This window comes from Pararhizobium sp. DWP3-4 (assembly GCF_049898205.1).
In the GTDB taxonomy this organism is placed as follows: domain Bacteria; phylum Pseudomonadota; class Alphaproteobacteria; order Rhizobiales; family Rhizobiaceae; genus Pararhizobium.
Genome location: NZ_JAFCXF010000003.1, coordinates 396,847 through 421,276, shown reverse-complemented (window position 1 = coordinate 421,276; position 24,430 = coordinate 396,847). Strand labels below are relative to the sequence as shown.

The following is a 24,430-nucleotide window of genomic DNA, read 5'->3' as shown; positions in this document are numbered from 1 at the left end:
AGCCCTAGTTGCCCAGAATACCCGGTAACCTCAGCCCCTTTTCCTTGGCGCAGTCGATGGCGATGTCATAGCCCGCATCGGCGTGGCGCATGACGCCGGTGGCCGGGTCGTTCCAGAGCACGCGCTCCAGGCGGTGGGCCGCATCGTCGGTGCCATCGGCGCAGATGACGACGCCGGAATGCTGCGAGAAGCCCATGCCGACGCCGCCGCCATGGTGCAGCGACACCCAGGTGGCGCCCGATGCGGTGTTGAGCAGCGCGTTCAAGAGCGGCCAGTCGGAGACGGCGTCCGAGCCGTCCTTCATCGCTTCGGTCTCGCGGTTCGGCGAGGCGACGGAGCCTGAATCGAGGTGGTCGCGGCCGATGACGACCGGGGCGGAGAGTTCGCCGGTCCTGACCATCTCGTTGAAGGCGAGGCCGAGGCGGTGGCGATCGCCGAGGCCGACCCAGCAAATGCGCGCCGGCAAACCTTGAAAGGCGATGCGCTCGGCGGCCATGTCGAGCCAGTTGTGCAGGTGCTTGTTGCCGGGGGTGAGTTCCTTCACCTTGGCGTCGGTCTTGCGGATATCTTCCGGATCGCCCGAAAGCGCTGCCCAGCGGAACGGACCGATGCCGCGGCAAAACAGCGGCCGGATATAGGCGGGGACAAAGCCCGGGAAGGAAAAGGCGTTTTCGAGGCCCTCGTCCTTGGCGACCTGGCGGATGTTGTTGCCATAGTCGAAGGTCGGGACGCCCATGTCCTGGAAGGCGATCATCGCTTCGACATGTTCGCGCATCGAGGCGCGGGCGGCCTTTTCGACGGACTTCGGATCGCTTTCGCGCTTTTGCTTCCACTCGGCCATTGTCCAGCCCTTCGGCAGATAGCCGTTGATCGGGTCATGGGCGGAGGTCTGGTCGGTGACCATGTCCGGGCGGATGCTGCGGCGGACCATTTCCGGCAGGATTTCGGCGCAGTTGCCGAGCAGGCCGACGGACTTGGCTTCGCCGGCAGCGGTCCAGCGCGCGATCATCTCCATCGCCTCGTCCAGCGTTTCGGCCTTCTCGTCGACATAGCGGGTGCGCAGGCGAAAATCGATCGAATCGGGGTTGCATTCGACCGCAAGGCAGCAGGCGCCGGCCATGACGGCTGCGAGCGGCTGGGCGCCGCCCATGCCGCCGAGACCGCCGGTCAGCACCCATTTGCCCTTGAGATTGTCGTCGTAATGCTGGCGTCCGGCCTCGACGAAGGTCTCGTAGGTGCCCTGAACGATGCCCTGCGTACCGATATAGATCCACGAACCGGCCGTCATCTGGCCGTACATGGCGAGACCCTTCTTATCCAGTTCGTTGAAGTGATCCCAGGTCGCCCAATGGGGTACGAGGTTGGAGTTGGCGATCAGAACGCGCGGCGCATCCTTGTGGGTGCGAAAAACGCCGACCGGCTTGCCCGACTGCACCATCAGGGTTTCGTCTTCGTTGAGGTCGCGCAGCGTTTCGACGATCTTGTCGAAATCGGCCCAGGTGCGGGCGGCGCGGCCGATGCCGCCGTAGACCACCAGTTCATGCGGGTTCTCGGCCACTTCAGGATCGAGATTGTTCATCAGCATGCGAAGCGGCGCTTCGGTCATCCAGGATTTTGCCGTCAGTTCGGTGCCACGGGCGGCGCGGACGTCGCGGATGTTGTGACGAGGATTGGTCATTTTGTTCCCCTTTTGGTGTGTGCCAGTGTCAGCGCCGTTGTTTCGATGCGCGTGAGAATGTCTTTGAGGTGAATGCGAAGTTTGGCCGCCTTGGCTTGGTCATAGGCAAAGGGCGGGGCTTCGGTGCTCAGATGCGTGGATTGTGCCAGCTCCATCTGGATCGTGTGCACGCCATTTTCCTGATCGCTGTAATGACGCGTCGTCCATCCGCCCTTGAAGCGGCCGTTGAGGATGCTGGTATAGCCCTCGGCATTCAAAACGACATCGACCGTTGCGTCCTGAATGGCTGGATCGCAGGTCTTGCCCATATCGGTACCGACGTTGAAATCGGGCAAGGTGCCTTCGAACAGGAACGGTATGTCCGACCGGATCGAATGGCAGTCATAAAGCACGGCGATGCCGTGGATCGCCTTCACCCGCTCGATTTCGGCTGAGAGTGCCGCATGATAGGGCGCGTGAAATTCGGCGAGACGGGCGGCAATGTCGGCTTCGTTCGGCTCCTCACCGTCCTTCCAAATCGGGACACCGTCGAAATCGGTTTCCGGAATGAGCCCGGTGGTGTTCTGGCCGGGATAAAGGCTGACGCCCTCCGGATCGCGGTTGGCATCGAGGACGTAGCGGTGGAAAGTGGCGCGCACCGTTGTGACGTCAGGCAGCAGGCCATCGTAGAGGTGATGGATATGCCAGTCGGTATCGGTCAGCAGCCGGCCGGTGTCGTTGAGGCGCTCCCAGATGGCCGGCGGCACATCGGTGCCGGTGTGCGGGAAACCGAGAATGATCGGCGACGTGCCCTGTTTCACTTCGAAGACGCTCATAAGAATCCCTCCTGCCTGATGCTTTCACTGAGCGGGCGTCTTACTCCCTCTTCTCCCCAGCGGGGAGAAGGTGGCCCGAAGGGTCGGATGAGGGGGGTAGCTTGCTCCGAATTCGCGGTTAAGACCCCCTCATCGCCTCGCATACGCTCGGCTCTTCTCCCCGCTGGGGAGAAGAGGGAGACCGGCGCCACCGCTTCCAATCTACATCTGTGGTGGGGAGGAGAAAGGGTCTTATCCATCATTGTCACGCCTCCAGAACCGGCAAAATGCCGCTTGAAACCGCGGCGTTCAGCGCGCCGGTGGCAACGAGGTCGGTTGCGGCCTTGAGGTCGGTCGCCATGTAACGGTCGACGTCCAGTGTCGGGACAACCTTGCGGATCGCGACGATGGCGTTGGTCAGCTCCGGGCTGGTAACGAGCGGGGCGCGGAAGTCGATGCCCTGGGCGGCGGTCAGCGCCTCGATGCCGATGATGGCGAAGAGATTATCGGTCATCTGCAGCAGGCGGCGGGCGCCGTGGCAGGCCATGGAGACATGGTCTTCCTGGTTGGCCGAGGTCGGCGTCGAATCGACCGAGGCCGGATGCGACATCTGCTTGTTTTCCGACATCAGCGCTGCCGAGGTGACTTCGGCAATCATCAGGCCAGAGTTAAGGCCCGGCGTCTTGGCGAGGAACGCCGGCAGGCCATAGGAGAGGGCCGGATCGACCAGAAGCGCGATACGGCGCTGCGAGATGGCGCCGATCTCGCAGATGGCAAGCGCGATCTGGTCAGCGGCGAAGGCTACCGGTTCGGCGTGGAAATTGCCGCCGGAGACGACGGAATTGTCGGACAGAACCAGCGGATTGTCGGTCACTGCGTTGGCTTCGATTTCGAGCGTGCGGGCAACCGAGCGCAAGAGATCGAGGCAGGCGCCATCGACCTGCGGCTGGCAGCGGATGCAATAGGGATCCTGAACCCGCTCGTCGCCTTCCATATGGCTTTCGCGGATCACCGAGCCCTTGAGCAGGCTGCGCAGGGCGGCGGCGGCGTCGATCTGGCCCTTATGGCCGCGCAGGGTGTGGATATCCGGATGGAACGGTGCCGACGAACCCATGGCGGCATCGGTCGAAAGCGCACCGGTGATGAGGGTAGATTGCGCTGCGCGGTGGGCGCGGAAAAGGCCGGCGAGCGCCAATGCGGTCGAGACTTGCGTCCCGTTGATCAGCGCCAGGCCTTCCTTGGCGGCCAGCACGACCGGCGTCAGGCCGGCGCGTTCCAGAGCCGTGCGGCCGTCAAGCTGCTCGCCGTTGAAGAAGGCTTCACCTTCGCCCATCATCACCGCTGCCATATGGGCAAGTGGGGCCAGATCGCCGGAAGCGCCGACGGAACCCTTTTCCGGGATGACCGGGATGACGCCCTTGTCGAGCATGCCCTCGATCAGGCGAACGAGTTCGAGCCGCGTGCCGGAGGCGCCACGGCCGAGCGAGACGAGTTTCAGCGCCATGATCAAGCGGACGATGTTTTCAGCCAGCGGCTGGCCGACGCCGCAGCAATGCGACAGGATCAGATTGCGCTGCAGGGTGGCGACATCGGCAGCGTCGATCTTGATGCTCGCCAGTTTTCCGAAGCCGGTATTGATGCCGTAAACCGGCGCGTTGCCGGCGGCGATCTCGGCGATGCGGGCGGCGGCCTTCTCGATGCCCTTGTAGAACGAGGGATCAAGCCGGGCAGGTTCGCCGGTCCAGTAGATGGTTTCAAGCGTCGAAAGCGGGACGGAGCCCGGCTGAAGAATAAGCGTCATAAGTCAGTCCTCACCAATGCGCGGAGCCAAGCTCACGCGTCTCCAAATTCAGTGTCCGTTGCGGACGCGCGCATGAAGCGGGTTGAAGCCCATGCGGTAGACGAGTTCGGCCGGTCGCCCGATGTTCCAGATGGCGAAATCGGCCCATTTTCCAGCCTCCAGCGTCCCCACCTCATCGACCAGACCCAATGCGCGCGCTGCCTCTCGCGTTACGCCGGCAATGCATTCGGTGACCGTCATGCCGAACAGGGTGGCGGCCATGTTCATAGTCAACAGCAGCGAGGTCAGCGGCGAGGTACCGGGATTGTTGTCGGTGGCGATCGCCATCGCAACGCCTGCCTTGCGGAACAGCTCGACTGGTGGCTTCTTCGTCTCGCGGATGAAATAGAAGGCGCCGGGCAGGATGACGGCAACGGTGCCGCTCTTTGCCATCGCTTCTGCGCCGGCTTCGTCGGTATATTCGAGATGATCGGCCGACAGCGCGCCATATTCGGCGGCAAGGGCTGCGCCATGCAGGTTGGAGAGTTGATCGGCATGCAGCTTGACCGGCAGGCCATGGGCTTTGGCCGCATCGAATACCAGCCGCATTTCGTCGGTCGAAAAGGCGATGCCTTCGCAGAAACCATCGACCGCATCGGCCAGTCCTTCGGCAGCAATCGCGGGCAGCATCTCATTGACGACCTTGGCGATATAGCCGGCCTTGTCGCCCTTGAATTCCGGCGGCAAAGCGTGAGCGCCGAGGAATGTGGTGCGGATGGCGACGTCGCGCTCGTCGCTCAGCCGGCGGGCGGCGCGCAGGGCCTTGGCTTCATTTTCCAGGTCGAGGCCGTAGCCGGATTTGATTTCGACGGTGGTGACACCCTCAGCCATCAGGGCGTCCAGGCGGGGAAGGGCTTGGGCGACGAGCTCGTCTTCGCTGGCTTCGCGCAGCGAGCGAACGGAGGAAACGATACCGCCACCGGCGCGTGAGACCTCTTCATAGGTGGCGCCGGCAAGCCGCATTTCGAATTCGTTGGCGCGGTCGCCAGCATGCACCAGATGCGTGTGGCAGTCGATCAGGCCGGGGGTGATCCAGCGGCCGCCGCAATCGATGATCTCGGCGGCATTCTCGATCGGGAAGGGCAGGTTTGCTTGGTCTCCGGCATAGAGGATGCGCCCGTCCTGAACGGCAATGACGCCATTTTCGATGAGGCCGAGGCCCGGCAATGCGGGGTTCAGGGTCACAAGCCGGGCGTTTCGCCAGAGGCGGTCGCAGGCGGTTGGCCGGGGGCTGTCGGGTGCCGATTTTATGGAAGACATCGTTTTCTAGCCTTTCCTTTTCGTGCCATTATGTATAGACATAAAGAAAATCGGCGCAAGTGGTTTTTTTGACCGACGCAGTCAGGAAGGGATGAGGCCTTGACCAGCATTCATGTGAAATCGGCTCTGACGCCGGCGGGATGGCAGAAGGATGTGCGGCTGACGATCGCGAGCGGCCGGATCGCCATCGTCGAGGCGGGAGCGGAGGCGCAGGCAGGCGACGAGCGCCACGATATCCTGGTCCCCGGCATGCCGAACCTGCACAGCCACGCGTTCCAGCGCGGCATGGCGGGTCTTGCCGAAACGCGTGGCCCTGGCGCCGACAGTTTCTGGAGCTGGCGCAATGTGATGTACCGGTTCGCCCTGTCGATGACCCCGGATCATGCCGAGGCCGTTGCCAGCCAGCTCTATATGGAAATGCTGGAGGCAGGCTTTTCGCGCGTCGGCGAGTTCCACTATCTGCACCATGATATCGATGGCCGCGCTTATGCCGATATTGCCGAAATGGCGCAGCGCATCGCCTCGGCGGCTTCCCAGACGGGGATCGGCCTGACACTTCTCCCGGTTTTTTACGCCCATTCGACCTTCGGCGGCGCGGCACCGAACGAAGATCAGCGCAGGTTCATCAATAATATCGAGAGCTTCGAGCGGCTGCTCGAGGGTTGCCGTACCGCAGTCAAGGATCTGCCGGAGGGCCGCGTCGGTGTTGCACCTCATAGCCTGCGGGCGGTGACGCCGGACGAGCTGTCCGCCGTCGTCGCGATGGCGAAGGATGGGCCGATCCACATCCATGTGGCCGAACAGGTCAAGGAAGTTGAGGATTGCATTGCCTGGTCCGGGGCGAGGCCGGTCGAATGGCTGCTCGACAATGCCGGGCTCGATGGCCGCTGGTGCCTGATCCATGCAACGCACATGACCGACGACGAAACCCGACGCATGGCTGAGAGCAAGGCGATCGCCGGCCTATGCCCGATCACCGAGGCCAATCTCGGCGACGGCACGTTCAATGCGGTCGTCTTCGGCGAAGCGGGCGGCAAGTTCGGCATCGGTTCGGATTCCAACGTGCTGATCGGTCTGCCGGATGAACTGCGCCAGCTTGAATATTCGCAGCGCCTGGCCCACCGCTCCCGCAACGTTCTGGCTGCGCCCGGCCAATCGACCGGCCGCGCGCTGTTTGACGGGGCTATCGACGGTGGCGGTATCGCCACGGCGGCCAAAACCGGGATCGCCGCTGGCAATCCGGCCGATTTCGTCAGCCTGCGGGCGCCGGATGGGGATCTTGCCGATGACGCGGTTCTAGATTCCTGGCTGTTTGCCAACGGCACGAAGCCGGACAATGTCTGGGTGGCGGGCCACAAGCAGGTCGAAGGCGGTCGCCATCACAGGCGTGATGAGATATCGGCCAAATTCCGCAGCGTCATGCGTGAGCTGTTGGCCTGAAGGTTCCGGTCCGCTACCACGTCTTTTCCAGACAAGCGGCGCTGAACAGTTCCTGCTAGGACCGAACAGGATGTGTTGAAGGTGAGAATGTGGTGAAATCGCAGGGTATCGATCAGGCCGTTGATGGGTCGCTTGTCGAAAGTGCAGGCGACCTGTCGCTGCATCAGCGCATCCTCGGCGATATCGAGGACCGCATTCTGTCCGGCGAATGGCAGCCTGGTTTCCGCATTCCGTTCGAAGTTGATTTGGCCGAGCAATATAACTGTTCGCGGATGACCGTGAACAAGGCGCTGACACAGCTAGCGAAGACGGGGCTTATTGAGCGGCGGCGAAAGTCCGGTAGCTATGTCACGCAGCCGCGGGCGCAGTCGGCCGTACTGGAAATTCGCGACATCAAGCTTGAGGTCCAGTCGCTCGGTCTTGCCTATGACTACCGGCTTTTGAGCAAAACCCGCCGCCGCAGCACCACTGATGACAAGCACAGGCTCGGTCTAAACGCTACAGCTTCAATTCTGGAGGTGAACTGCACGCATTTCGGCGGCACAAGGCCGTTTTGCTTCGAGCAGCGCCTGATCAATCTGACGGCTGTGCCGGATGCGGCAGCGGAAACCTTCGATGTCGAGGCACCGGGTCCATGGCTTCTGAACCGGGTGCCCTGGAGTGCTGCCGAACACACGATCCGGGCCATCGCTGCCAATGAGACGATTGCGGCGGCTCTAGCAGTTCCGAGCGGAACGCCGTGTCTGACGGTCGAGCGGCGGACGTGGAGCAACGGTTCCTATGTCACCCACGTTCGCCTGATCTATCCGGGCGAACGGCACGCGCTGATTGCCAATTTCACGCCGTCGCAACCCAAATAGACGAAAATGCAAGGGGCGGCGCAGGTTATTCGGCGCCGTCCCTTGCATTGCTATCTTACTTCTTCGGCTTTGCGCCGGAGAGTTTGGGAACTTCCTTCTGGGTCGTCGCGGCGAAAGGGGTCGCTGTCTTGACAGCTTCCTTGTCCTTCTTCGGCTTCCTGACTTCCTTGTTGCTCTTTGCCTGTCCCTTGGCCATGGGCTGTCCTTCCTCGTTCGATCTGTGGAGGGTGAGCACGGCGGCTCTACCCTTTGGCGTCTTCCAGATTGTCTTCTGTCGTTACCCGTTCGTAGGTCTCGCCTTCGGTGCGAATCCGATATTGCGGCGAACCATCCCGGATGGGCAATGTTGCGAGAATGCGAAAAATCGTTTCGTCGCGCAATGACAAACCGACGGTACTTTTCATCCGGACCTTTTGTCCGATGGAAAAGCGGTGCAGCCGGGACTTGGGCTGCCCTCTGGGCGGGGCGGAGTTGGTAGGCATGGCCGTTCTCCTTGACGTCAAAAATGGAAATGAAAAAAGCGGAGCCTGGCCCCGTCTTGGTCATATCCGCTTTTTTTCAAGGAGCGTCTGCCGGGTCGGGAGCTGCCAGTCCATCCGTGGTCAATCCCTGCCGAGTGCCGGCCGGAAACGTTCATATCGCGTATAATAGACGTGCCCAAGCCCCATGGCGATACCAGGGGCGGGACAATCGAAAATTTGGATTGAGATTGGCGGGCCGGAAATACCCAGCACCGCGAGTAGCCAAGCTTTGGCCAAAGAACGATTGCGGTCAAGGTTAGCGTCAATTGAGGTTTAATTGAGGCTCACCATTGTCCTCATATCGCTCATTTTCCGGTGCGGGCATCGATGCCGAATTCGAGGCTCATCTGGATCAGTTCATCCCAGAGGCTTTCGGCAAAACCGCGTAACACCAGAAGCTCGAAGCTTTCCGGTCCCGTCCGGGAAATGAGGGCCGAGATATGGCCGATCAAGGTCATTGCGGAATGGCCAACCGGGAAATTCGGCAGAGCGAGATCGACCGCCGTGCCCTTGGCGAGGACCGCTTCGACGGACATGCCGCTGATGCCGATCCGGACGCGTCCATGGCCCTGATCGGAAATGGACGCCTTACCATCCAGAAGCGGTGTCTTGGCGAAAATCTCCGCTGCGGAGAGGGGAGCATCGCCGATGACGAACCATTGTCCGGGGCCATAGGGCCGCACGGCATGCGGGGTGCCATCGCCAACGCCAATTCGCGGGATCAGGTCTGTCAGGTCTCCGCTGCCGCGTGCGGCGAGAACGTGCAGCACGTGACCTTCCGGCAGAGCCGTTAGCATGATCCGGCTGTTGGTTGACGGTGCGCCAAACGAACCGGACTTGGCATCGGCAAGGGCAGGGCGGTGGAGGAGCGCAAAATCAGCCATGGAGCTTTCCGTTTTCCGGATCGAAGAACACCGGGCTGCACAGCACGGCTTTGGTATATTCGTTTTTCAGGTCATTCCACACAGTGACATGCTCGCCATGGCGCTTCGGGCCGTGCTTGACCAGAGCTAGGCCGATGGTCGAGCCAAGGTTCGGCGAGTAGCAGCTGGAGGAGACGTAGCCTTGGTCGTTTTCAAGCGAGGGGACAGCGCCGTCGGAGAGAATATGCGAACCTGTCTTGAAGGTGGTTGCCGGATCGAGCGGCTTCACACCGACCAGCGAGAGCCGGTCATCCGCTATCAAACCTTCCCGTGACAGCATCGCTTTGCCGATGAAGTCAGGTTTAGCCGCCGATACCATTTTTGCAAAGCCGAGGTCCGACGGGATGACGGTGCCGTTGATTTCGGAATGGGTGACATGGCCTTTCTCGATGCGCATGACGCCCAGCGCCTCGACGCCATAGGGGCAGATGCCGTGCGGTTTGCCTGCTTCCATGATGGCGTCGGCGATCGCTTCGCCGTAGCCGGCAGGAACCGCAAGCTCGTAGGCCAGTTCGCCGGAAAACGAGATGCGGAACATCCGGCCGGTCAGCGCGCCGCCGCAGAGTGAAACTTCTTTGGCGCCGAGGAACGGGAAGGCCGCATCGGACATGTCATCGTCCACCAGCGTTTGCAGGATCATCCGGGATTTCGGTCCGGCAACGGCGATCTGCGCCCATTGATCGGTCGAGGAGGAGAACTGAACGTCGAGATCGGGCCATAGCGCCTGAGCACAGAATTCCAGATGGTTCATCACGCCTGCCGCGTAGGCCGTGGTCGTTGTCATGAAGAAATGGGTTTCGCCCAGGCGGCTGGTCGTGCCGTCGTCATAGATCATCCCGTCTTCGCGCAGCATCAGGCCGTAACGCGCCTTGCCGATCGGCAGCTTCAGGAAAGCGTTGCAATAGATCCGGTTGAGGAATTCGGCGGCGTCCTTGCCGAAGATTTCGATCTTGCCGAGGGTGGAGACATCGCAGATGCCGGCATTCTTGCGGACATTCAACACTTCGCGATCGACGCTTTCGCGCCATGTCGTTTCGCCCGTTTTCGGGAACCAGGAGGAGCGGTACCAGAGGCCTGTTTCGACGAAGACTGCGCCGTTCTTCTTGGCCCAGTCCTGCAACGGCGACTTGCGCACCGGCTGGAAATGCTTGCCCTTGGAGGCGCCGGTCAGTGCGCCGAAGGAGAGCGGCGTGTAGAAAGGCCGGAACGTCGTGGTGCCGACATCCGCCGGCGAGACTTTTCGCGCTTCGGCAAGAATACCGATGGCGTTGATGTTGGACAGCTTACCCTGATCGGTCGCCATGCCATTGGTGGTGTAGCGCTTGGCAAGCTCGACATGGCCGTAGCCCTCGCTGACGGCGAGGCCGAGATCCTTGAGGTGCACGTCGTTCTGGTAATCGACAAAAGCCTTGCCCTTCGATCCGTGGATGCGCCAGAGCGGTCTGGACACGGTTGCCGTATCGGCTTTGGCGGCGAAAGCGGCGGTGGCACTGGAAAAGCCAATCGTCTGCAGGACCGAGGCGGCTTTTCCTGCACCGTCAGAGAGGCAGGCTTCGATACTGCCAATGCCCGCGGCGGCACCGGCGACGGTCAGCCCGTCTTGGGTTTCCGGCGCGAGGAACGCCGCCTTGGCATCGGACCAGACCGGTTTTGCGCCGCGATGGCAGGCGATATGGATGATCGGGCTCCAGCCGCCGGACATGCCGAGTGCGTCCGCCGAGATCGTTTCCGGACGGCCGTTGTTAAGGATTGTTACGCCCTTGAGGCTCTTGCCACCATTCGCATCGACAACCACGGCACCGGGAAGAATGCGGGCCTTGCCGGACCAAGTGCGTGCGGCATCCGTGCGGCTGTCAACGATTGCTTCGACGTTGAGGCCGGCGGCTTCCATATCGGCTGCCGTCGCGTAACCGGAGGCGTCGTTGGTGAAGATGACGGTGCTTTTTCCAGGCGCGACAGCCTGGCGGTTGAGATAGGATCGCATGGCGCCGGCCATCATCACGCCGGGAATATCGTTGCCGCCGAACACCAGCGGCCGCTCTTCGGCGCCGGAAGCGAGGATCGCCTGTTTGGCGGCGATGCGCCAGATGCGCTCGACTGGCCGGTTCGGGTTCACTGTAGCCGTGTTCTTCTGCACGTTTTCGACAGCGCCGAAGACATTGCCGTCGTACCAGCCGAAGACCGTGGTGCGGGAGAAAATGCGGACATTGGGCATATCTGCCAGCTCAGCCAGCGTCTGGGCCAGCAGGTCGGCTGCGGATTTGCCGCCGATGGGCGCCGTCTCGGAGAGCAGAGACCCACCGGGTCCAAACCCTTCGTCCGCGAGGATGACACGGGCACCGGCACGGCCCGCCGTCAGGGCAGCCGCGAGACCGGATGGGCCGGCGCCAATCACCAGCAGGTCGCAATGCGCCCAGCATTTTTCGTAAGCGTCCGGATCGGGCTGATAGGTGGCGCGGCCAAGGCCTGCCGCCTTGCGGATGATCGGCTCATAGACCTTTTCCCAGAAGGCAGCCGGCCACATGAAGGTCTTGTAGTAGAAGCCGGCACCGAGGAAGGGCGAGAGCAGGCTGTTGACGGCGCCGAGGTCGAAATCGACCGAGGGCCAGCGATTCTGGCTTTTTGCCGTGAGACCACTGTAAAGCTCGACCAAAGTGGCGCGGGTATTGGCTTCGGTGCGGCCGCCTTCGCCGATGGTCACCAATGCATTCGGTTCGGCGGCGCCTGCCGTCAGGATACCGCGCGGGCGATGATATTTGAAACTGCGGCCGACCAACTGGCGGCCGTTGGCGAGGAGCGCCGAGGCCAGCGTATCTCCGGAAAAACCCTGCATTGGTTTGCCGTCGAAGCTGAAATCGAGTGGCTTGGCGCGGTCGATGCGGCCGCCCTTGGAAAGACGGTAGGAACTCATGCGGTCTCTCCTTGAGCGCTGGCATCGATGACAGTGTAGATTGCATGGGTCATCGTATCGCGCTCGACTACCAGCCAGCGGCGGCAACCGGATGTATGATGCCAATGTTCCTTGTGGTGTCCGCGCGGATTGTCGCGCAGATAGACGTAAGCGTACCAGGCGTCCTCGCCGGCATCCGGTGCCGGGCGGGTTATGCCGGCGTCACCGCGAACGGTGAATTCTTCCTTGGGGCGCGGCCCGCAATGGGGGCAGGCGATCAGGCTGGCCATATGAGGTCCTCAATGCAGATTGGGTTGCGAGCCGACGCCCTTTTCATCGATCATCCGGCCGCGCGCGAAGCGGTCGAGCCGGAAGGCGCGACCGGTCTCATGCGGTTCGTTCTTGGCGATCAGATGGGCGTAGCAGAAGCCGGAGGCGGGCGTGGCCTTGAAGCCGCCGTAACACCAGCCGGCGTTCAGGTAGAGATTGTCGATATGCGTGCGGTCGATGATCGGCGAGCCATCCATGCTCATGTCCATGACGCCGCCCCAGGAGCGCAGCACGCGGACGCGCGACAAAGCCGGGATCATCGCGACGCCGGCTTCGGCGACATGTTCGACGGTCGCAAGATTGCCGCGCTGGGCATAGGAATTGTAGCCATCGATGTCGCCGCCGAAGACGAGACCGCCCTTGTCCGACTGCGACACGTAGAAATGTCCGGCGCCGAAGGTGACGACATTGTCGATGAAGGGTTTCAGCCCCTCGGAGACGAAGGCCTGCAGCACATGGCTTTCGATCGGCAGTTTCATGTCGACCATGTCGGCAACGGTGGTCGAGTTGCCTGCCGCTGCCAGCGCCAGCTTGCCGCAACCGATAAAGCCCTGGCTGGTTTCGACACCCACGACGCTGCCGTTTTCGCGGCGAATGCCAGTGACCTCGCAATTCTGGATGATATCGACGCCGCGACTGTCGGCGCCACGGGCATAGCCCCAGGCCACGGCGTCATGGCGCACCGTACCGCCACGTTTCTGCATCAGTGCGCCCTGGATCGGGAAGCGGGCATTGTCGAAATCGAGGAAGGGCAGCATCTGGCGCACCGCGTTGCGGTCGAGCAGGTCAGCATCGACGCCGTGCAGGCGCATGGCGTTGCCGCGCCGGGTATAGGCGTCGCGCTGGGCGTCTGAGTGAAAGAGGTTGAGCACGCCGCGCTGCGAGACCATGGCGTTAAAGTTGAAGTCCTGTTCCAGCCCTTCCCAGAGCTTCATCGACAGTTCGTAGAACGGGTTGTTGCCCTGCAGCAGATAGTTGGAGCGGATGATCGTCGTGTTGCGGCCGACATTGCCGGAGCCGATATAGTTCTTTTCCAGCACCGCCACATTGGTCACGCCGAATTCCTTGGCAAGATAATAGGCTGTGGCCAGACCATGCCCGCCGCCGCCGATGATGATGACGTCATAATGGTTTTTTGGGACCGGGCTGCGCCATGCAGGCTTCCAGTCCTTGTTGCCGCGCAGGGCATTCAGAAAAACAGAAAAGGCAGAATAGCGCATGGCAATGGGATCCCGGTGAACCGCCGATCATGACAGGATTGCATTTCTGTACTTGCAGGAAAGAGACGTTTTAAGTCATGATTGGGACATGGTGGCAGATGACCTGAAAAACGTCCAGAAGATCGGCTTTGTCCTCATTCCGGGATTTGCGCTCATGTCCTATGCCTCGGCGGTGGAGCCGCTGCGCGCGGCCAATCTGCTCGCGGGCCGGGATATCTATGCCCTGTCGGCGCATGTTGTCGACGGAGTTGCCGGGATGACCTCTTCGGGCATTCCCGTGCCCGCCACGCCATTGCCGGGCCGTGGCTCCGGGCTCCATACGGTGTTCATCTGTGCTGGCGGTACGCCGGTTGACTGGAATGTTCCGGCAGTGCTTGCCTGCCTGCGCCAGCTTGCCCGCGACGGCGTGCGCATCGGCGGTATTTCCGGCGGTCCCTATCTGATGGCTGCGGCGGGATTGCTGGAGGATCGCGATTTCACCATTCACTGGGAACACGCGCCAGCGCTGATGGAAGCCTTTCCGGACCTTGCTCCGCGTCAGGCGCGCTATGTCCTCGACGGCAACCGCATCACCTGCGGCGGCGGCGTGGCGCCGCTCGACATGATGCATGCACTGATTTCCGAACGTATGGGCTCGGATTTTGCCCGCCGGGTCAGCGACTGGTATCTGCATGCCCATGTGGAAAGCTCCGGCGCACCCCAGCGGGGCTCGATGGCGGAGCGTTATGGCGTCAATCATCCGGGCCTTCTCACTGTGCTGGAGAAGATGGAAGCAACGATCGAAGCGCCGCTCGATCGCCAGACGATGGCGGCCTTGGCGGGGTTGTCGCCGCGCCATTTGGACCGGCTGTTTTCCAGCCAGATGGGGTCGTCCTTTCTTCTCGAGTACCGCAAGCTGCGACTCGATCATGCCCGCCGTCTGCTGCAGCAAAGCCCTCTCTCCATCTCGGAAATTGCTTTTGCCACCGGCTTTTCCAGCGCCGGCCATTTCTCACGCAGCTATCGTGCCGCATTCGGCGAGCCGCCGCGTTCGCAGCGACAAAATGGCAGTGCAGGACCGCGCTGACATATATTCTTCCCGGTTGAGAAAATTTCACTCTCAGGATAGATTGATCGTCTTGCAGTCGGGGGTAGCGCCACATGGCGAAGAAGCAGCCAGTCATCGATATCGGCCGTGTGACGGATGACGAGAAGCCGGCGTTGACGGCTGCCTTCTTGCAGGATCCGCATGCGCTGCGCGAACCGAAAGAAAACAATCTCGAAATCGCCATTGGTCACGAGGTGCGCGCCTTTCGCAAGAAGCTCGGCATCACCGTCACCGACCTCGCCACCGCCACCGGCATTTCGCTTGGAATGCTGTCGAAGATCGAGAACGGCAATATTTCGCCGTCGCTGACGACGCTGCAATCCCTATCGCGGGCGCTCGGTGTTCCGGTCACCGCGTTCTTCCGGCGCTACGAGGAGCCGCGCAACGCCGTGTTCGTCAAGGCCGGTGAAGGCGTCGAGCTGGAACGGCGCGGCACCCGCGCCGGCCATCAGTACAATCTGCTGGGTCATATAGACAACAACACCGCCGGTGTGGTCGTCGAACCGTATCTGATCACGCTGACGGCGGATTCCGACACGTTCCCGGCTTTCCAGCACGAAGGCATGGAGTTTCTCTACATGCTGGAAGGCGAAGTGGTCTACCGCCACAGCGACCGGCTCTTCACCATGCAGCCGGGTGACAGCCTGTTCTTCGACGCCGATGCGCGCCACGGTCCGGAAGAGCTGGTCAAACTGCCGATCCGCTATCTGTCGATCATTTCCTATCCGCAGACGCGCGGCGGTATATAGGGGGAAAGCTACAACAAGTTCGTGGATATTCCGAGAAGCGATCCGGCACGCGCCATCTTTTTGTCGAGGGTGCAAATAGTCATTTCATGGTCGGATGCGATTGCAAGATGAAGAGCATCTCCCGACCTCAAAGCCAATTTTGAGTTTTCCGTGAAGCTGGCCGCGAGTTTAAAGTGCCGGGTTGATACTTCCAAAACCTCTAGGGACGCGTCAACCATTTGATAAAACTGAGCTCTGACGCGTTTTGCGTCTCCAGCGCCGATCCCACCGACGCGTTCCTTTAACGACAATGCGGAAGAAAACTCTGTGATTGACCACTGGCTGATATAAAGAGCGTCGTTTTCAAAACGCAACAGTGCTTCCTGTGCACGGTGCGTATCCATCTCGTTGGTCAAGCTCGACACGAGAACGGATGTGTCAATATAAATCATTCAATAGCGCTCGCTGTCACGCATGGTGCGAATGAATTCGCCTGCACTGGTCTCCTGATAAGGCATGCTTTCAGTCAGGCGTTTGAGCGCTTCGACATCAATAGGTTTCTTGGTCGGCTTGGCCGGAGTCAACTGAGCAACTATCTTGCCCGCACTTGAAATTTGGATCGTTTCCCCCGCCTCGGCACGGCTCACAAGATCGGTAAGATGATCCTTGGCATCGGACAGCGTTACAATGCTCATGTGTTGCTCCTTCAGCAAAGCTGACTTTAGTCCTGAAAAAGAATCAAGACAAGAAGCCGCTGCGAAAGCCCGGCAGAATATTGCCTGATAAGAAAATAACTTTCTTCACAGTTGAAATCCAAAACGGCAGCTGATATCCATCTTTTCATCAACGAAACGAAGGATTGTCCCCATGTGCGGAATTGTCGGATTGTTTTTGAAGGACAAGAGCCTGGAGCCGCAATTGGGTGCCATGCTGTCCGATATGCTGGTTATAATGACCGACCGCGGGCCTGATAGCGCAGGCATCGCCATCTACGGCGCGCCGTCGGAAGGCCGTGCCAAAATCACCGTTCAATCGGCTGACCCGAAGCACGATTTTGCCGGTCTTGACGCGCTGCTGAAGCCGGTCGATTCCAGCGTTACCGTAGAGTTGAAGAGCACGCATGCAGTCATCGAGACCGATGCTGCCAAAGCTCTAGCTGTGCGTGATCTGCTTGCCCAGGAACGGGCCGGTATCCGGGTCATGGGCTCGGGCGATAGTGTCGAGATCTACAAGGAAGTTGGTCTGCCGAAGGATGTAGTCTCCCGCTTCGGCATTCGCGCGATGGGCGGCACGCACGGTATCGGCCATACCCGCATGGCGACGGAATCGGCCGTCACCACGCTCGGCGCGCACCCGTTTTCGACCGGTGCCGACCAGTGCCTGGTGCACAATGGTTCGCTCTCCAACCACAACAACTTGCGCCGCGAACTGGTGCGCGAAGGCATGACCTTCGAGACGCAGAACGATAGCGAAGTCGCCGCCGCTTACCTCACGGCCGAAATGGCCAAGGGCAAGGATCTCGGGCAGGCGCTGACCAGCGCGCTCGACGATCTCGACGGTTTCTTCACCTTCGTCGTCGGCACCAAGTCTGGCTTCGGCGTGGTGCGGGATCCGATCGCCTGCAAGCCGGCCGTGATGGCCGAAACCGATCAGTACATCGCCTTCGGCTCCGAATACCGTGCGCTCGTCAACCTGCCGGGCATCGAGAATGCGCGTGTCTGGGAGCCGGAGCCAGCCACAGTCTATTTCTGGGATCATGAGAAGGCGGCCTAACCGTGGATGTCAGCGTCAAACGAGAAAGTCTGGAAGCGATGCGCGTATTCGATCTAGCCACCACGCCGCTGCGCGAACTGAACAGCGCGCTTCACACCATCGCCCCCGGCGCCAATGACACCAATTTCGAGGTCGTCAATCCACGTGGGAGCCATGCCGTCGCCGTCGGTATCGACCAGCCGGTCACCGTCGAAGTGCGCGGCAGCGTCGGTTATTATTGTGCCGGGATGAACGATGGCGGCGCCGTCACCGTCCATGGTTCCGCAGGCCCGGGTGTCGCTGAAAACATGATGTCGGGAACGGTTGTCATCGAGGGCGATGCCAGCCAGTATGCCGGGGCGACGGGCCGTGGCGGTCTGCTGGTGATCAAGGGCAATGCGGCCTCGCGCTGCGGTATCTCGATGAAAGGCATCGATATCGTCGTCCAAGGCAATATCGGCCATATGTCGGCCTTTATGGGCCAGTCGGGTCATCTGGTGGTGCTCGGCAATGCCGGCGATGCGCTTGGGGATTCGCTCTATGAGGCCAAGCTGTTCGTGCGCGGCGAGGTGAAAAGCCTCGGCGCCGATTGCATCGAGAAGGAGCTGCGCCCGGAGCATATCGAGAAGCTCGCCGAGTTGCTGGAGAGGGCAGGCATTGCCGACGTCAAGCCGCAGGAGTTCAAGCGTTACGGCTCGGCCCGCACGCTCTACAATTTCAACATCGATAACGCTGATGCGTACTAAGGCAGGGAACCGCACATGAGCTATCACAACCCCTATACCCCGCCGCGCAAGTCAGCGACCTTCGACGATTATACGCTTGCCGAAATCCGCCGCGCGGCGGCGACCGGCATCTACGATATTCGCGGCGCCGGCACCAAGCGCAAGGTTCCGCATTTCGACGATCTGCTATTCCTCGGTGCCTCGATTTCACGTTACCCGCTCGAAGGCTACCGCGAGAAATGCGATACCTCCGTCGTGCTCGGCGCCCGCTACGCCAAGAAGCCGATCGTGCTGAAGACCCCGATCACCATTGCCGGCATGAGCTTCGGTGCGCTCTCGGGCAATGCCAAGGAAGCACTCGGGCGCGGTGCGACGATCGCCGGCACCTCGACCACCACCGGTGACGGCGGCATGACGGACGAGGAGCGCGGCCACTCTCAGACGCTGGTCTACCAATATCTGCCGTCGCGCTACGGCATGAACCCGAAGGATTTGCGCCGCGCAGACGCCATCGAGATCGTCGTCGGCCAGGGCGCCAAGCCCGGCGGCGGCGGCATGCTGCTCGGCCAGAAGATATCCGATCGCGTCGCCAATATGCGCAACCTGCCCAAGGGCATCGACCAGCGCTCGGCCTGCCGGCATCCGGACTGGACCGGCCCGGACGATCTCGAAATCAAGATCATGGAACTGCGCGAAATCACCGATTGGGAAAAGCCGATCTATGTGAAGGTTGGTGGCGCGCGTCCCTATTACGATACGGCCCTCGCCGTGAAGGCCGGTGCCGATGTTGTCGTGCTCGACGGCATGCAGGGCGGTACGGCGGCAACGCAGGACGTCTTCATCGAGAATGTCGGCATGCCGACGCTTGCCTGTATCCGGCCCGCCGTTCAGGCGCTGCAGGATCTCGGCATGCACCGCAAGGTGCAGTTGATCATCTCCGGCGGCATCCGCTCGGGCGCCGATGTGGCGAAGGCCTTGGCGCTCGGTGCTGACGCCGTTGCCATCGGTACGGCAGCGCTGGTTGCCATCGGCGATAACGATCCGCACTGGGAAGAGGAATACCAGAAGCTCGGAACCACGGCCGGTGCCTATGACGACTGGCACGAAGGCAGGGATCCGGCCGGCATTACCACGCAGGACCCGGAGCTTTCTAAGCGCCTCGATCCTGTCGCAGCCGGACGCCGCCTTGCCAACTACCTCAAGGTGATGACGCTGGAAGCCCAGACGATCGCCAGGGCCTGCGGCAAGAACCATCTGCACAATCTGGAGCCGGAAGACCTCGTCGCATTGACGCTTGAGGCTTCCGCCATGGCGCAGGTGCCGCTCGCCGGCACTAGCTGGATCCCAGGCAAGGGAGGCTTCTGACCCAAACATAGCTTAGGCCGTTGCACGATCTTCAAAGATAGGCAGCGGCCTTTTTACGAAAAAGTGTCTGAATAATCCAAAGGGGAACACAGTGACACTCGATCTTGCTAGCTTTGCCAAAGACCGTGGCATCAAATATTTCATGATCAGCTATACCGACCTGTTCGGCGGCCAGCGGGCGAAGCTCGTTCCGACTGAAGCGATTGCCGATATGCAGAAGAACGGCGCGGGTTTTGCCGGTTTTGCCACCTGGCTCGACCTTACGCCTGCTCATCCGGACCTGTTTGCGCTGCCGGACGCCTCCTCCGTCATCCAGCTGCCCTGGAAGAAGGACGTCGCATGGGTTGCTGCCGACTGCGTCATGGAAGACCAGCCGGTAGACCAGGCGCCGCGCGTCATGCTGAAACGGCTGATCGCCGAAGCCGCCAAGGAGGGCCTTCGCGTCAAGACCGGCGTCGAGCCGGAATTCTTCCTGATTTCGCCGGATGGCGGCAAGATTTCCGACGAGTTCGATACGGCCGAAAAGCCCTGCTACGACCAGCAGGCCGTCATGCGCCGCTATGACGTGATCGCCGAAATCTGCGACTACATGCTCGAACTCGGCTGGAAGCCCTACCAGAACGACCATGAGGATGCGAACGGCCAGTTTGAGATGAACTGGGAATATGACGACGCGCTGCAGACCGCCGACAAGCACTCGTTCTTCAAGTTCATGGTGAAAACCGTTGCTGAAAAGCACGGCCTTCGCGCCACCTTCATGCCAAAGCCCTTCAAGGGGCTGACCGGTAACGGATGCCATGCCCATATCTCCGTGTGGGATCTGGAAGGCAAGACCAATGCCTTTGCCGACAAGGAAATGCCGTTCGGTCTTTCGGCCCAGGGCCGGACCTTCCTCGGCGGTATCATGAAGCATGCTTCGGCACTCGCTGCGGTTACCAATCCGACGGTCAACTCCTATAAGCGCATCAACGCGCCGCGCACCATTTCCGGCGCCACATGGGCGCCTAATACGGTCACATGGACCGGTAACAACCGCACACACATGGTCCGCGTTCCAGGCCCCGGCCGGTTCGAGTTGCGTTTGCCGGATGGTGCGGTCAATCCCTACCTTTTGCAGGCGATCATCATCGCAGCGGGCCTCAACGGCATCCGGAAAAATGCCGATCCGGGCCGACACTGGGACATCGACATGTACAAGGAAGGCCACACCGTTACCGGCGCACCGCTGCTGCCCTTGAACCTGCTTGATGCGCTGAGGGAATACGACAAGGACGAAGAACTGAAGGCCACGCTCGGCCAGAGTTTCTCCAGCGCCTACCTGAAGCTCAAGCACCGGGAGTGGGATGCCTACGCATCGCATTTCACCGACTGGGAGCGGCAGACGACGCTCGATATCTGAGCGTTAGGCCACGGTCCAACACCAGAAGAGACGGCGTGGCCTGTTCCTGCTATCCGATGTCGCTAAACGGATGGACGGGCAGGCCGGCGCCGCGCTAGCTTCCGTTCGACGATGCTGGGCCGGGAGGGCCAGCCAAGACCCAAAGCGAGAGACTGAAACCGATGAAGAGCTACGTTCTGACCGTATCGTGCAAATCCACCCGTGGCATCGTCGCGGCGATCACCGGCTATCTGGCCGACGAGGGTTGTTACATCACCGACAGCTCGCAGTTCGACGATATGGAGACCGGCCTGTTCTTCATGCGCCTGACCTTCATCAGCCAGGAAGGTGCCACGCTCGACAAGCTGAAGGCCGGCTTCGAGGCGGTGAAGACGCGCTTCGGCATGGAAGCCGATATCCTCGATTCAGAGCATCGAATGAAGGTGCTTTTGATGGTGTCGCGCTTTGGCCATTGCCTCAACGACCTGCTCTACCGCTGGAAGATCGGGGCGCTGCCGATCGAGATCGTCGGCGTCGTCTCCAACCATTTCGAATACCAGAAGGTGGTCGTCAACCACGACATCCCGTTCCATCATATCCCGGTCACCAAGGCCAACAAGCCGCAGGCGGAAGCCCGGATCATGGATGTGGTCGAACAGACCGGCACGGAACTGATCGTGCTGGCCCGCTACATGCAGATCCTGTCGGACCAGATGTGCCAGAAGATGTCGGGCAAGATCATCAACATCCACCACTCGTTCCTGCCGTCGTTCAAGGGCGCCAATCCGTACAAGCAGGCCTATGAGCGCGGTGTGAAGCTGATCGGTGCAACGGCACACTATGTCACTGCCGATCTCGACGAAGGCCCGATCATCGAGCAGGACATTGCCCGCATTACCCATGCCCAGTCGGCGGAGGATTATGTCTCGATCGGCCGCGATGTCGAAAGCCAGGTTCTGGCGCGTGCCGTGCACGCCCATATCCACCACCGCACCTTCATCAACGGCAACCGTACCGTCGTCTTCCCGGCGAGCCCAGGAAGCTATGCGTCGGAGCGGATGGGCTAATCTGCAGTCTTTCCATCGTATCTTTTCGCATCCCCGAAAGCCCTGTGCGTTAGGGGATGTTTCATATCTGGAGATGGGCCGTACGGTTCAAACCGGTGGTGCGATTTCGATCGGCGTGCCGTCCGAAAAGCGGCTAAAGCGGAACGGGGTGGGATCGACGATCGGCGTGGTTCCCATGACCAGATCGGCGGTGAGATGGCCGGCGCCCGGACCGATACCGAAGCCGTGGCCTGAAAAGCCTGTCGCGATGACCAGGCCGGGAAGGCTGCCGAGTGTTGAAATGACCGGGACCGCGTCCGGCGTCACATCGATCAGGCCGGCCCAGATCTGCTCCACCTTCGCATCACGCAGTACCGGCAGGGCTTCGGTGGCCGCCCGCAATGCGTTCAAGGCGGATCTGCCGTCCGGATTCGGATCGAGAATACGATGCCGTTCGAATGCGCCGGGGCGATCAAGGGGGACTGCGGAGATTTCGAACAGTTCCTGAAAGCTTCGAGCGCTGAGGCCGAACTGCACCGCTTCGCCCTCGGCCTTCCTGGCGGGTTGGAAATCGCGGAAGAAGGCAAAACTGTCCGGCACCAGCGCATGCATATTGATGCCGCCATTGGCAATGGTGTAGCCGCCGTCCAGCCGTTTCCGGTAGGCAAAGGTCGCTGTGGCCCCCGCGCCATCCGGCCCCCGGTTCACTGCGCTGGTGCGCAGCACCGAGTTGCGCACTTTCAACTGCGGCAGCCGGATGCCAAGTCCCTTGCAGAACAGACGCGACCAGGCGCCGCCGGCAAGCACAACAGCGGACGTCTCGATCCGGCCCTTCTCGGTGATCACAGCGCTGATCCGGCCCGCACTCTTCTCGATACCGCGCACGGCGCAGCCTGTCAGGATCCGGGCACCGGCCCGGCGCGCGCCCATTGCAATCGCCGGCACTGCTTTTTGCGGTTCGGCGCGTCCATCGCTTGGCGTGTAGAGCGCGCCCTTGTACCGTTGCCCGGTGCCCAGCATCACGGTAGCCGTCTCATCCGCGCCAATCTGGCGTGTGTCAAGCCCGTAGGCTTGCGCCAGTTTCAACCAGGCATCGCGGTTGGCGATATCCGTTTCGGTCTCGGAGATGTAGGCAATCCCCGAACGGTGAAACCCGGTCTGCCCGCCGACGCGCGCGTCCAGCCCGTCCCAGATTTTCAAGGCTTCGATGGCGAGCGGAATTTCGCGCCGGTCGCGGCCCATGACCCGGACCCAGCCCCAGTTGCGGCTGGACTGCTCGCCACCGAGAATGCCTTTTTCGCAGAGCACGACGTCAACGCCGCGCTCGGCAAGGAACAGCGCCGTGCTCACCCCGATAATGCCGCCGCCGATGATGACGACGCCTGCTTTCTTTGGCAGGGCGTGGTCCGTTACACTGTGGTCGAGGGCTGGGCCGGGCATGGGAGGGTTCCGAGCGTCGAAGGATGAGATTTCCGATGTGCACGGTAAATTGCCGTTGTTCAAGTCGCAAAGATTGGCCGGTTATTGGGTCTGCGTCCTGCATTCAGGCGGGCAGTGAAAAAGCGTCGCTCTCACCTTCGACAAGGTCTTCCGGCCAGACTTTGCGAAGGTCCGCATCCGGATAGAAATGGCTGAAGGCTGGCATGGTGGCGAGCAATGCTTCAGCCAACGCGATGCCGAGATCGCGTCGCGATAGCGTAAAACCGGTCAGGCTTGGCGACAGGAAATGCGATTGCGGGCTCTGGCGGCCGATGATGGCGATATCGCGTCCGGGCTTGAGGCCGGCTTCGCTCATGCCGCGATAGAAGCCGATGGCAATCGTCTCGTTGACCAAAAGGATTGCGGTTGGCCGGTCCTTCATGGCCAGCAATTGCTGGGCGACGTGATAGCCGCCCGCTTCGTTGGGCTTCGAACTGAAGATAAGATCGGGATCGAGCGTCAATCCGTGCGCTGCAAGGGCCCTGGCGCTTTGGTCGACGAAGAGATGACCAAGGTTGATGTCGTCATGCGGCCGCGTCACGGCGATGCGCCGGTGACCTTTGGCCACCAGCCGGTCGATCGAGGTCTGTGCCATGCCTTCGAAATCGAGATCGAGCCAGGGTTGGCCGACATCCGTCAGGCTGCGTCCCAAAGTAACAAACGGGATCTTGCGTTTGGCGAGAAATTCGAAGCGCGGGTCGTTCCGCTGGGTGGCCGAGAGAATCAGGCCATCGGCAAAACCACGGGCGACGACACGGCGAAGATAGTCGTCCGGGTCTTCTTCCGACGAGCAGAGCAGGGCGACCAGATCAAGGCGATGGCGGGCAAAGACGGTCTGGACGCCATCGAACACACTCATGAAGAACGTATCACCCTGACCTGTGATCTCGGTGCCGGTCTGCATCATGAAGCCGATGATATTGGTGGTGCCCTGGCGCAGGCTGCGGCCGGACTGGTTGGGCACATAGCCGAGTTCGGCGGCCGCTTCGAGAACCTTGCGGCGGGTCTCCTCGTTAACATCGGGGCGTCCGTTCAAGGCTCGCGAGACGGTGCCGATGGAAATATCGAGATGTTGTGCAAGCCTGCGTATGCCCGTCATTTCAGCTGCTTCCCA

At 61.2% G+C, this 24,430-nt stretch carries 23 protein-coding genes; 9 read left to right on the top strand and 14 right to left on the bottom strand.

What is annotated here, in order from left to right; all coding sequences use genetic code 11:
- Positions 1-4 precede the first annotated feature (4 nt).
- From hutU to hutI, 4 genes are all read right to left on the bottom strand, one after another.
- Complete coding sequence (gene hutU / locus ACP7E6_RS11380; protein ID WP_426229876.1) at positions 5-1,678, bottom strand: urocanate hydratase; 1,674 nt, start codon at positions 1,676-1,678, stop codon at positions 5-7.
- Positions 1,675-2,493, bottom strand: coding sequence for an N-formylglutamate deformylase (gene hutG / locus ACP7E6_RS11375; protein ID WP_426229875.1), 819 nt, complete (start codon positions 2,491-2,493; stop codon positions 1,675-1,677). Before hutG ends, hutU begins: the two co-directional genes overlap by 4 nt.
- 244 nt (positions 2,494-2,737) lie before the next feature.
- Positions 2,738-4,273, bottom strand: coding sequence for a histidine ammonia-lyase (gene hutH, locus ACP7E6_RS11370; protein ID WP_426229874.1), 1,536 nt, complete (start codon positions 4,271-4,273; stop codon positions 2,738-2,740).
- Between the two features lie 48 nt (positions 4,274-4,321).
- Entirely contained in the window at positions 4,322-5,572 is a 1,251-nt protein-coding gene (hutI, locus tag ACP7E6_RS11365; RefSeq protein WP_426229873.1) for an imidazolonepropionase, read from the bottom strand.
- 99 nt (positions 5,573-5,671) lie between these two features.
- Between hutI and ACP7E6_RS11360 the strand changes: the two genes are divergently transcribed.
- Both ACP7E6_RS11360 and hutC read left to right on the top strand, forming a co-directional pair.
- Complete coding sequence (locus tag ACP7E6_RS11360) at positions 5,672-7,012, top strand: formimidoylglutamate deiminase (RefSeq protein WP_426229872.1); 1,341 nt, start codon at positions 5,672-5,674, stop codon at positions 7,010-7,012.
- Between the two features lie 92 nt (positions 7,013-7,104).
- Positions 7,105-7,872, top strand: coding sequence for a histidine utilization repressor (gene hutC, locus ACP7E6_RS11355; protein WP_426229871.1), 768 nt, complete (start codon positions 7,105-7,107; stop codon positions 7,870-7,872).
- A gap of 55 nt (positions 7,873-7,927) precedes the next feature.
- On the opposite strand, the gene ACP7E6_RS11350 is transcribed toward hutC, so the two are convergent.
- The 6 genes from ACP7E6_RS11350 to ACP7E6_RS11325 form a co-directional block, all read right to left on the bottom strand.
- Positions 7,928-8,068 (bottom strand): hypothetical protein, encoded by a 141-nt coding sequence (locus ACP7E6_RS11350; protein ID WP_200953611.1) that lies wholly within the window; start codon positions 8,066-8,068, stop codon positions 7,928-7,930.
- A gap of 46 nt (positions 8,069-8,114) precedes the next feature.
- Complete coding sequence (locus ACP7E6_RS11345) at positions 8,115-8,354, bottom strand: hypothetical protein (protein WP_113247230.1); 240 nt, start codon at positions 8,352-8,354, stop codon at positions 8,115-8,117.
- Positions 8,355-8,698: 344 nt separating this feature from the next.
- On the bottom strand, positions 8,699-9,277 hold the full coding sequence (locus ACP7E6_RS11340) for a sarcosine oxidase subunit gamma family protein (protein WP_426229870.1): 579 nt from the start codon (positions 9,275-9,277) through the stop codon (positions 8,699-8,701).
- Complete coding sequence (locus ACP7E6_RS11335; RefSeq protein WP_426229869.1) at positions 9,270-12,227, bottom strand: sarcosine oxidase subunit alpha; 2,958 nt, start codon at positions 12,225-12,227, stop codon at positions 9,270-9,272. Before ACP7E6_RS11335 ends, ACP7E6_RS11340 begins: the two co-directional genes overlap by 8 nt.
- Positions 12,224-12,496: a sarcosine oxidase subunit delta gene (locus ACP7E6_RS11330; protein ID WP_426229868.1), complete on the bottom strand. Its 273-nt coding sequence runs from the start codon at positions 12,494-12,496 to the stop codon at positions 12,224-12,226. The genes ACP7E6_RS11335 and ACP7E6_RS11330 overlap by 4 nt, the downstream gene beginning before the upstream one ends.
- A gap of 9 nt (positions 12,497-12,505) precedes the next feature.
- Positions 12,506-13,756: a sarcosine oxidase subunit beta family protein gene (locus ACP7E6_RS11325; protein WP_426229867.1), complete on the bottom strand. Its 1,251-nt coding sequence runs from the start codon at positions 13,754-13,756 to the stop codon at positions 12,506-12,508.
- A gap of 88 nt (positions 13,757-13,844) precedes the next feature.
- Here ACP7E6_RS11325 and ACP7E6_RS11320 point away from each other — a divergent pair, with 88 nt between their 5' ends.
- Positions 13,845-14,822 carry a GlxA family transcriptional regulator gene (locus ACP7E6_RS11320; protein ID WP_426229866.1) on the top strand — a complete coding sequence of 326 codons (978 nt, stop codon included), beginning with the start codon at positions 13,845-13,847 and terminating at the stop codon, positions 14,820-14,822.
- Between the two features lie 74 nt (positions 14,823-14,896).
- Positions 14,897-15,592: a helix-turn-helix domain-containing protein gene (locus ACP7E6_RS11315; protein WP_426229865.1), complete on the top strand. Its 696-nt coding sequence runs from the start codon at positions 14,897-14,899 to the stop codon at positions 15,590-15,592.
- A gap of 8 nt (positions 15,593-15,600) precedes the next feature.
- On the opposite strand, the gene ACP7E6_RS11310 is transcribed toward ACP7E6_RS11315, so the two are convergent.
- Both ACP7E6_RS11310 and ACP7E6_RS11305 read right to left on the bottom strand, forming a co-directional pair.
- Positions 15,601-16,023 carry a type II toxin-antitoxin system VapC family toxin gene (locus ACP7E6_RS11310; protein WP_426229864.1) on the bottom strand — a complete coding sequence of 141 codons (423 nt, stop codon included), beginning with the start codon at positions 16,021-16,023 and terminating at the stop codon, positions 15,601-15,603.
- A complete protein-coding gene (locus tag ACP7E6_RS11305) occupies positions 16,024-16,266 on the bottom strand; it encodes a type II toxin-antitoxin system Phd/YefM family antitoxin (protein WP_426229863.1) in 243 nt (80 codons plus the stop codon).
- Between the two features lie 172 nt (positions 16,267-16,438).
- On the opposite strand from ACP7E6_RS11305, the gene ACP7E6_RS11300 reads away from it, so the two are divergent.
- From ACP7E6_RS11300 to purU, 5 genes are all read left to right on the top strand, one after another.
- On the top strand, positions 16,439-17,344 hold the full coding sequence (locus ACP7E6_RS11300) for a class II glutamine amidotransferase (RefSeq protein ID WP_426229862.1): 906 nt from the start codon (positions 16,439-16,441) through the stop codon (positions 17,342-17,344).
- 38 nt (positions 17,345-17,382) lie between these two features.
- Entirely contained in the window at positions 17,383-18,069 is a 687-nt protein-coding gene (locus ACP7E6_RS11295; RefSeq protein ID WP_426229861.1) for a protein GlxC, read from the top strand.
- A 15-nt stretch (positions 18,070-18,084) separates the two neighbouring features.
- The gene (locus ACP7E6_RS11290) at positions 18,085-19,413 is read left to right on the top strand and encodes an FMN-binding glutamate synthase family protein (RefSeq protein ID WP_426229860.1); all 1,329 of its coding nucleotides are present in this window, start codon (positions 18,085-18,087) and stop codon (positions 19,411-19,413) included.
- Positions 19,414-19,504: 91 nt separating this feature from the next.
- A complete protein-coding gene (gene glnT / locus ACP7E6_RS11285; RefSeq protein ID WP_426229859.1) occupies positions 19,505-20,812 on the top strand; it encodes a type III glutamate--ammonia ligase in 1,308 nt (435 codons plus the stop codon).
- Between the two features lie 161 nt (positions 20,813-20,973).
- Positions 20,974-21,858, top strand: a complete 885-nt coding sequence (gene purU, locus ACP7E6_RS11280) for a formyltetrahydrofolate deformylase (RefSeq protein ID WP_113246807.1) — start codon at positions 20,974-20,976, stop codon at positions 21,856-21,858.
- Positions 21,859-21,945: 87 nt separating this feature from the next.
- On the opposite strand, the gene ACP7E6_RS11275 is transcribed toward purU, so the two are convergent.
- Both ACP7E6_RS11275 and ACP7E6_RS11270 read right to left on the bottom strand, forming a co-directional pair.
- Complete coding sequence (locus ACP7E6_RS11275) at positions 21,946-23,277, bottom strand: NAD(P)/FAD-dependent oxidoreductase (RefSeq protein WP_426229858.1); 1,332 nt, start codon at positions 23,275-23,277, stop codon at positions 21,946-21,948.
- A 103-nt stretch (positions 23,278-23,380) separates the two neighbouring features.
- The gene (locus tag ACP7E6_RS11270; RefSeq protein ID WP_426229857.1) at positions 23,381-24,415 is read right to left on the bottom strand and encodes a LacI family DNA-binding transcriptional regulator; all 1,035 of its coding nucleotides are present in this window, start codon (positions 24,413-24,415) and stop codon (positions 23,381-23,383) included.
- Positions 24,416-24,430: the final 15 nt, after the last annotated feature.